General features: G+C 60.5%; 6 protein-coding genes. 3 read left to right on the top strand and 3 right to left on the bottom strand.

The genetic code is table 11. The features are described from left to right. Positions 1-213: 213 nt before the first annotated feature. On the bottom strand, positions 214-1428 hold the full coding sequence (locus QZT63_RS16085) for a YeeE/YedE family protein (RefSeq protein WP_290652509.1): 1215 nt from the start codon (positions 1426-1428) through the stop codon (positions 214-216). Between the two features lie 400 nt (positions 1429-1828). On the opposite strand from QZT63_RS16085, the gene QZT63_RS16080 reads away from it, so the two are divergent. After that, complete coding sequence (locus QZT63_RS16080) at positions 1829-2572, top strand: DUF3891 family protein (protein WP_290652508.1); 744 nt, start codon at positions 1829-1831, stop codon at positions 2570-2572. A 295-nt stretch (positions 2573-2867) separates the two neighbouring features. Here QZT63_RS16080 and QZT63_RS16075 read toward each other — a convergent pair whose 3' ends face one another. Beyond that, on the bottom strand, positions 2868-3569 hold the full coding sequence (locus QZT63_RS16075) for a nuclease-related domain-containing protein (RefSeq protein WP_290652507.1): 702 nt from the start codon (positions 3567-3569) through the stop codon (positions 2868-2870). An 878-nt stretch (positions 3570-4447) separates the two neighbouring features. On the opposite strand from QZT63_RS16075, the gene QZT63_RS16070 reads away from it, so the two are divergent. Then, positions 4448-4951 carry a TlpA disulfide reductase family protein gene (locus QZT63_RS16070; protein ID WP_290652511.1) on the top strand — a complete coding sequence of 168 codons (504 nt, stop codon included), beginning with the start codon at positions 4448-4450 and terminating at the stop codon, positions 4949-4951. A gap of 84 nt (positions 4952-5035) precedes the next feature. Next, the gene (locus QZT63_RS16065; protein ID WP_290652506.1) at positions 5036-7192 is read left to right on the top strand and encodes a thioredoxin family protein; all 2157 of its coding nucleotides are present in this window, start codon (positions 5036-5038) and stop codon (positions 7190-7192) included. On the opposite strand, the gene QZT63_RS16060 is transcribed toward QZT63_RS16065, so the two are convergent. After that, entirely contained in the window at positions 7189-7569 is a 381-nt protein-coding gene (locus tag QZT63_RS16060) for a copper-binding protein (RefSeq protein WP_290652505.1), read from the bottom strand. The two genes, QZT63_RS16065 and QZT63_RS16060, sit on opposite strands and share 4 nt — an antisense overlap. Between the last annotated feature and the right edge of the window lie 43 nt (positions 7570-7612).

Here is a 7612-nt window from a genome sequence, read left to right as displayed (position 1 = left end):
TCGACCACCCCCGAGCTGTCCGTTGTCGTGGGGCGATTACAGCAGGCTGCAACCACTGTGTCCAGCGCCCGCTCTACACCGGTCGGCCCGTGGGCGCTCGGGACTTATGTGTAACGATATGATCTCGACCACTGCCTCGCTTCGTTACTCGAAACGCCGGAGACCACGGTTTATTCGTCTCGCCTCAACCCGTCGTTGAGTAGGAATAACTGCTTATCGTTGTTGTGATTTTGTAATGTCAAACTTCTTTTCGAGAAAGTACGCGACGTAAACTCCTGCGATAGCCATAGCTGTCCAAATCCATGCGTGCAAACTAAACGACGCAATACCGCTGAAATAGGCGCCGACGTTGGCGCCGAATGAGATGGTTGCGCCGTACCCCATCAGAGTTCCGCCAACAAGCGCCTTAATCGCGATATGAAACGGTGGCCTTTCAAAACGAATAATGCCAGAGAGACTTAATGTTACGAAGGCACCGATGATAACGCCGATATTCAGAATGCTTCGTGAATCGCTCATAAGCGGTAACATTAGGGTGTGCATTTCGCCCTGTATTTCCCAATACGCCCATTCGCCCACACTGATACCGACCGCATTAACTATTTTACTTCCCCATAAGGTAAAGGACGCCGTCAGCATCCAAGGTTCTCCCTGCACAAATAGTACGAGCGCATTCAAGATCGCGAGCAGAGAGGCTCCGACGAGGAGTGGCCAAGTCCCGAAAAAAAATTTTCGCCAACCGGCAGCCGTGGGAAGTGGAGGTAATGCTGGCGGGCGTTGACGCATTTTGTATGTGTAAGTGATAATCCCGATGAGCCCAAATACAATAATGAGAATCCCTAAGGCACCAAAATACCCAAGAGGAGTATCTTCTGCTAGTGAAAATGCGTCAGAAGATGGAAGTGAATCGTTCCAGAAACCGAAATGTGCACCGCCGATGGTTGCGCCGCTCGTAAATCCGAGAAGGGTGAGAAGCATGGCGGAACGGGCGCCCTCCATTCTGTATAGCGCCGCTGGGGCTAGACCGCTTCCAAACTCCATGCCGAAACCGAACATAAACGAGCCAAGAACGAGGCCGACGCTAATCGGCGACAATGCGGGATGTGGGATAGCCCCTCCAAGTCCGAATTCTAAAATAAACAATGCAGAAAACAACGCTGCGGCCAGCCCGAGCATGAGTAAGTGCGCACGAAGCATCTCTGTATTCCCGCTCTCGACGATTTGTCGGTACACGGAGGAAAAGCCGAAGCGTGCATGCAAGAGCGTGTAGCCGATGGCAAAGCCGATGGCGAAGAGGGCGAGATGCTCTAAGCCGGAGTCGGTAAAGATGTAGACAGCAACAATAAGGAATGCCGCAAGGCCCGCCGTAAGAAAGGCTTTTTGAACGGGGTTGCGTTCCGCTTCGTCGCTCTTTGATGATGCCGCCATTCTCATTACCTCCCATGGGAGTATAAGTCGTTTCCGCATTAAGGTAACGCGGTCGCCGGGGCCTGCGCGCGGCGCACGGCAAGACATGGCGCACCGTAGTGGGTTGGATCTACCGCGATCAGTGCGGCCCCCATGGGTGGCGCCTGCGCGTGTCCCTGTGTCTGCCAAGGCCTCAGGGCCTTGGCGATGCTTGGCGGCGGGGGGTACGCGGGTCTGACCCGCCGTGGTTTCAGTTTCGCGATTGCCCTCAGATCATGGTGAAGCCCGTCGGCTCCTCGAACGCGTTGTTGCTGCGCCACCGGTCAAGACAGCAGGGTGGTGCAGCACGGCCACTGGGAGGGAAGCAGCCTTCGCGGGGGTGCACGTGGCAAAAGGCTACACTAGGGATCGAGTGGCTGCGATGGCGGAGGTGGTAGCGGTGATCGTCGATGATGATGGAGAGTCGCTCGTGCTAATAGGGCAAGAAGCCCACGCCCATCTGACCGGCGAGCTCGCCGCCAGCTTGCCCACTCACGTGCCCCATCGCTCAGCGTTCGTCGCCGCGGCACGGGTGCACGACAATGGCTGGCGCGAGGCCGACCGTGCGGCGACGGTGGACAGCGAGGGGCGACCGCACACATTCACGAGTGCCCCGGACCCGATCTACGAGGAGCTGTGGCGCCGCGGCATCGCGCGTGCCGCCGCCGTTGATGCCCTGGTTGGCCTGCTCGTCGGGATCCACGGTGCCCGGTTTTTCAAGACCCGGCAGAGCGCGGGCATGCGGCGCCTCCTGGCCGAGGAGCGATGCCGTCAGGATGCGGTGCTGGTGGAACTTGGCCTCGGGGGCAGTTGGGATGCGCTACCGGCGGGGGTCGCGCTGGCCTCGGAGTGGATCGCGATGCTTGACGCACTGTCGCTACTGCTGTGTGGGGCCTCGCTACCGGAACGGATCAGTCCCCGGGTAGCGGGGGAGCCCTACACTGTCACCCGCTCCCACGAGGTGGTGACTGTCGAGCCGTGGCCCTATGCGGGCGGCGCGTGCACTTTCACCGTCACCGCACGGCGGATACGCAGACAGCCCTACGCGTCAGACGAGGCGCTGCGCAGGGCGCTATCCCAAGCCGAGCCGTACGATTTGAGCGTGGCCGTGGCGCCGTCCCGCTGAATGGACCGCACCGCGCCGTCGGCCCAGACGTTCGCCTTGACCGAAATCACTGCCACCCAACAGGAGTCTTCGCCGAAGGAGCGTCGCTCCCTCGTCTTCACGTGGCCTCGACCAGCTCGCGGATCTGGTTGCTCCGCCAGTGACGACGACCGTGTCCTTACTGTGCATCTATGGGATGCCGGCGCCGGCCGCCTTCAGGCCCCGGTGTCGCGCGGGCCAGGACGGCGCGAAGTATTCACTCAGGGGGTTGCCGGCGCGGCACGCAGGCAGCCCCTTGCTACGCACGGCTTCATCTTCAGCCCGGAACACACGAATTCTGTTCATTGGCAAGGGACTGCGGCATCTCCCTGGCGACTTCCGGCGTGTTTCCTCGATGATGTTCCAGGAGGAAGTGACTCACGTTCGCCATCTCCTGCTCTGAGAACCACGGCTTTCCATTAAGTTCCCCGCCCCCCGTTGGGCTGCATATTAGGCGCACCTTATTGCCGAGTGACTCGGTTTCGACAATTTTCGACGAAATCGCTTCCGACATTCCATCCCGATGAAAAATCGTGTTGCTGGATAGAGCGCAGAGGGCCTGCCAATCACGCCCCCCGACCCGCATTTGAATACCCAGAATTCTTCCAAGAAATTTCTTGACGTGCCTCCCCAAAAAGTCCTTCAGTAGATCCTGTTTTAATTCTGCCTGTCGGACGGGTGATGGCATGCTCCGCCAGCGGCCACTGTCGCACCGCCACCACTCACCCTTGGTGTCAACCTTGAACTCGCCGCAAAGGCCCTTCGATTCGATCACAATGAAGCCGTATCGATGGATGACCAAATGGTCTATCTGGGCGCTCTCATTCCCATGGGATATAGTCAGGTCATTAATGACGCGAATGAATTGTGCGTTTTCGAACTCACTTCGCAATAAAAATGCAACATTTTGTTCTTGATTATTTCCAGCAGTCAGGCCATTGGCTGTTGCTGAATATGGCTCCGCTTCTTTTACTATCATTTCGCCACCCCTATCCCTAACGCTTGTCCAGGGTGCCCGAGGGTTACTGCGACAATAAATGTGTTAGAGAGCATGATGCGGACTTGTCCTTATGGCACCCGACTTGTTCCCTTATAGCTCGCGGCGCCGCGTCATTCGGTGACGCTTGTCACAGAATCCGCCTCTGATGGGGCTACGGGCAACGCTAGTGCCCCGGAGGGAATGCCCATGGCCCCGGGGGGAGGTGGCGATGCGTGGGGGCCTGCCGAAGTGCAGCGTGCCGCGCGCGCCGGGAGGTTCGGAAACGCTCATGATGCCTCCAAGGAAATGGGTGCTGTCGTCCACGAAACTGCGACCGTGGATAGGCCGGTTTGCAAAAATTACGCGAATCGACACCATGGCGTATCCTAAACGAGTTGGACGTCCATTTTTAATTATTACACTCACTTTTATTTCGCCATCTGTAATTCTACGTAGGTAGAGTTCGGTAGTTCACGGACCTGCTGCAAGCCGAGCGCTGCGGAGAAAGGCGGAGTCATCATCGCACGTCCAGCGCGCGTGTAGGACTCTTTGGAAAACCTCGCGAAAACGCAACGTTGACCACTGGGCGGCGCCCTATCTGCCTTAGGTGGAGCATGTGAAATACGTATTTATACGCAGTTTAACGTACCGACGTAATCTATTATTTTATCGTGAACGAGCTGTTTTTTGTTTAAGTTGTGCGGTCGTACAGGGTTAGGCTGATTTCGCATGGGAGCGAATGCATCCGCACGAGAGCTGCAGGCGCACATGCCTGGCCTGTGAGCAACGGCCTGGCATGGCGGACATGGATTGGCGCCTATGGCCGTGTATTAGCGATTCCCGGGGGAGCAATGATGCCTGGAAAGACTGTGGCGACGATGGCTCTGGTGGCGGCGGCTGTCCTGCCCGGCACGGCGACCCCGGCGGGATCGGTGGACATAATCCGCTACGACAACCCGGAGCAGGCGCCCGGGTTCGCGCTCGAGGACGTGACCGGACAGGAGCGCAGTCTCGAGGATTTTGAGGGCCGCGCCCTGGTGGTTAACTTCTGGGCCACGTGGTGTGCGCCCTGCGTGCGGGAATTGCCAGCCCTCGAGCGCCTGCACGCCGACCCGGACGGGCCTGCAACCGACGTGGTGGCCATCGCGGTCAATCAGTGGGCGGTGGACATCGAGGAGTTCCTGGAGGCCAGGGAGGAGATCAGCCTCTCGTTCACGCTGCTGCCGGATCCCGACGGTGTCGCGACCGACGCCTGGGCGGTGGGTACGCTACCCACCACCTTTATACTCGATGCGCAGGGACGGGTGCATTACAAAGTGGTCGGCGACCCTGACTGGGACGGCGACGAGATGCGCGAGCGCATCGCCGGGGTCAAGCAGTGAGAGCCATGATGGGGAGCGCCGTATGAGATGCAATTCTACCGCTGTGATGGATTGACAGGCTCTTGGCGATTGCGAAGCAGGATCATGCGCCATACCAGCAACATGATTCGCCTGCTCGGCGCCTTAGCGCTCCTCGCGCTGACCGCCACTGCCGCGCAGGCAGAGCGCTTCGAGCGGATCAACGTCGATCTGATCAGTGATTCCGATGCGCTCGCGCCCGGAGAGCCCTTCTGGGTCGGTGTGCACCTGCGCCCGGACGAGGGCTGGGGGACGTACTGGCGTAACCCAGGTGCAGCCGGCCTGGCCACGAGCATCCAATGGGAGTCTTCCGACAAGGCGCACGTTGGTGGCACGGAGTGGCCGTTGCCAGACGTCATTGAGGCGCAGGGTGTCACCAGTTACGGCTACTACCGCGACGTGCTGCTTCTCTCTCGCGTGGTGCCGGATGACGATCTGGAGCCCGGTGACACAGTAAGCGTGGGCGCGGAGATCTCCTGGGCGGTGTGCAGTGATATCTGCATTCTCGGTGACGGGGCGTTTTCCCTGGAGCTGCCTGTCGCCGCAGCACCCGCCGAGGCCGCTGAGCCGCCGAGACGCGAACTCTTCGAGCGCACCCGCGAGCAGCTGCCCCGGCAGATACCCGAGTGGGAGCAACGTGTCCAAGTCGAGGACCAGGCGCTGGAGCTGGTCCTCGCGAGCCCGGAACGGGATTTCGAGCGCGCCGAGCGCGTGCGCTTTTTCCCCTATGAAGCCCGGGTGCTGGATATCGACGCGACGCCGTCCACCGATATTTCCGCCGACCGCATTCGGCTCCGACACGCACTGGACGCCAGCGCGGAGGAGGATGTGGATCGGCTGGAGGGCGTGCTGGTGGTGGAGTCTCCGGGCGAAACCCGGGGCTACGAAATCAGTGAAGCTGTTGGTGATGGGCAGCCAACGGTGGCCGCCGGGGTCCAGGCGGGGGCGCTTTCCGAATTCGGATTACTCACCGTGCTGCTGATGGGGGTGGCCGGTGGCATGTTGCTGAATCTCATGCCGTGCGTGTTCCCCATCCTGTCGATCAAGGCCCTCATGATCATGGAGTCCGTCAAGCTCGGCGATACCCGGCACCGGATTCACGCCGTGTTCTACGCGCTCGGTGTGATTTCGTTTTTCTGCGTCATTGGCGGGGTTCTGTATGTCCTGGGCCAGGCCGGAATGGTTGGCGGGTGGGGCTTCCAGCTGCAATCGCCGTGGTTTGTGGGCCTGCTTGCGTACATCCTGTTCCTGCTGGGCTTGAACTTCTCCGGGCTGCTCAGTTTCGGCTACCGTCTGATGGGGGTTGGACAGTCGTTGACGGAATCCGGCGGCTACGGCGGCTCCTACTTCACGGGAGCCCTTGCCGCGGTGGTCGCGACCCCCTGCACCGCACCCTTCATGGGAACGGCGATTGCCTACGCCCTGGTCCAGCCACCGGTGCATTCGTTACTCGTCTTCATTGCCTTAGGCGTGGGGATGGCGCTGCCGTTTGTGGTGCTGGTCGTGGTCCCAGGGCTTGCCCGGGTGCTACCGCGGCCTGGCCCGTGGATGACGGTGTTCAAGCAGGCCCTGGCGTTCCCGCTGTATCTCACTGTGATCTGGCTGTTGTGGGTGATCGGCGGACAGACCGGGGCCATGGGCATGGCCGTCGTGCTCGCAGGCCTGTTGCTCATCGTCTTCGTGGTATGGCTGCGTTCGATCGAGACAGTGGCGACGCGCCCAGGTCCGCGTGCCGTCGGCCAGGGACTCGCAGTTGCGGCGGCTATCACCGCGGTGGCGTTGTTGTGGGTGCCGGATGCAGAGGAGCCACGCCCGCGAGGGACGGTGGCCGAGGCAGCTGCTGAGGGCACGTGGCTTGCGTATGACCCGGACCGCTTGGAGGCACTGGTGCAGGACGGTGAGCCCGTTTTCCTGAATGCCACAGCAGATTGGTGCATTAGCTGCATCGCCAATGAGCGGGGTGCCCTGAGTGCCCCCTCGGTGACCAAAGCCTTCCGGGAGAAAGACATTGTGCGCATGGAGGCCGATTGGACGCGGCCCGACCCTGAGATCCAGGCATTGCTCGAGCGCTTCGGGCGCAAGGGCATCCCGCTGTACGTCCTGTTCCCGGGGCGTGATGCCCAGGGCGACCCGATGGAACCGGTGGTTTTGCCGCAGTTCCTGAGCCCGGGCGTGGTGCGTGGAGCGCTGGAGAACGTGCAGAGCCCGGGGTCAAATGATTAGTCGTTCTGGATCTCAATATCTTCCAGCCGGTGGTCGTCACCCGCCACGACTATGGTCCCGGTAATGGTCTTGCCAACGCTGAGCTCCTCGGTCCAGTACTGGTCGTCCGGAACCTGGAACGGCATCACCATCGCATCCATGTAGCCGGGTATTTCCTCGTGGTTCACATACCAGACTTTGCTGTCCGCATCGATGGCGACAATGGTGCCGGTCAGCTCATGGGAGGTCGTCGCGGAGTCATACTGGTGGTCATGATCCGCACCATTGGGTCCGGCAGCGCAGGCGGCGAGGAGCATGCACACGGCCATCGGTATAATGAGGCGCAATGGCCTTGTGTTGGCCGAAGAGTTAGCTGCGTTCTGGGGTCGGCTGGGCATGGCGGCATCTCCAGTTGGTGGGAGCAGGCGTGCCCGCCTGCAT

The organism is Aquisalimonas sp. (assembly GCF_007120195.1).
Classification (GTDB): Bacteria; Pseudomonadota; Gammaproteobacteria; order Nitrococcales; family Aquisalimonadaceae; genus Aquisalimonas.
This window is presented reverse-complemented; position numbering and strand designations above follow the sequence as displayed.

What these genes read in the sequence shown, in the direction of transcription:
- QZT63_RS16060 (WP_290652505.1), bottom strand. Translation starts at nt 7,569, where the DNA reads ATGCCCAGCCGACCCCAGAACGCAGCTAACTCTTCGGCCAACACAAGG.
- QZT63_RS16075 (WP_290652507.1), bottom strand. Translation starts at nt 3,569, where the DNA reads ATGATAGTAAAAGAAGCGGAGCCATATTCAGCAACAGCCAATGGCCTG.
- QZT63_RS16065 (WP_290652506.1), top strand. Translation starts at nt 5,036, where the DNA reads ATGCGCCATACCAGCAACATGATTCGCCTGCTCGGCGCCTTAGCGCTC.
- QZT63_RS16070 (WP_290652511.1), top strand. Translation starts at nt 4,448, where the DNA reads ATGGCTCTGGTGGCGGCGGCTGTCCTGCCCGGCACGGCGACCCCGGCG.
- QZT63_RS16085 (WP_290652509.1), bottom strand. Translation starts at nt 1,428, where the DNA reads ATGGCGGCATCATCAAAGAGCGACGAAGCGGAACGCAACCCCGTTCAA.
- QZT63_RS16080 (WP_290652508.1), top strand. Translation starts at nt 1,829, where the DNA reads ATGGCGGAGGTGGTAGCGGTGATCGTCGATGATGATGGAGAGTCGCTC.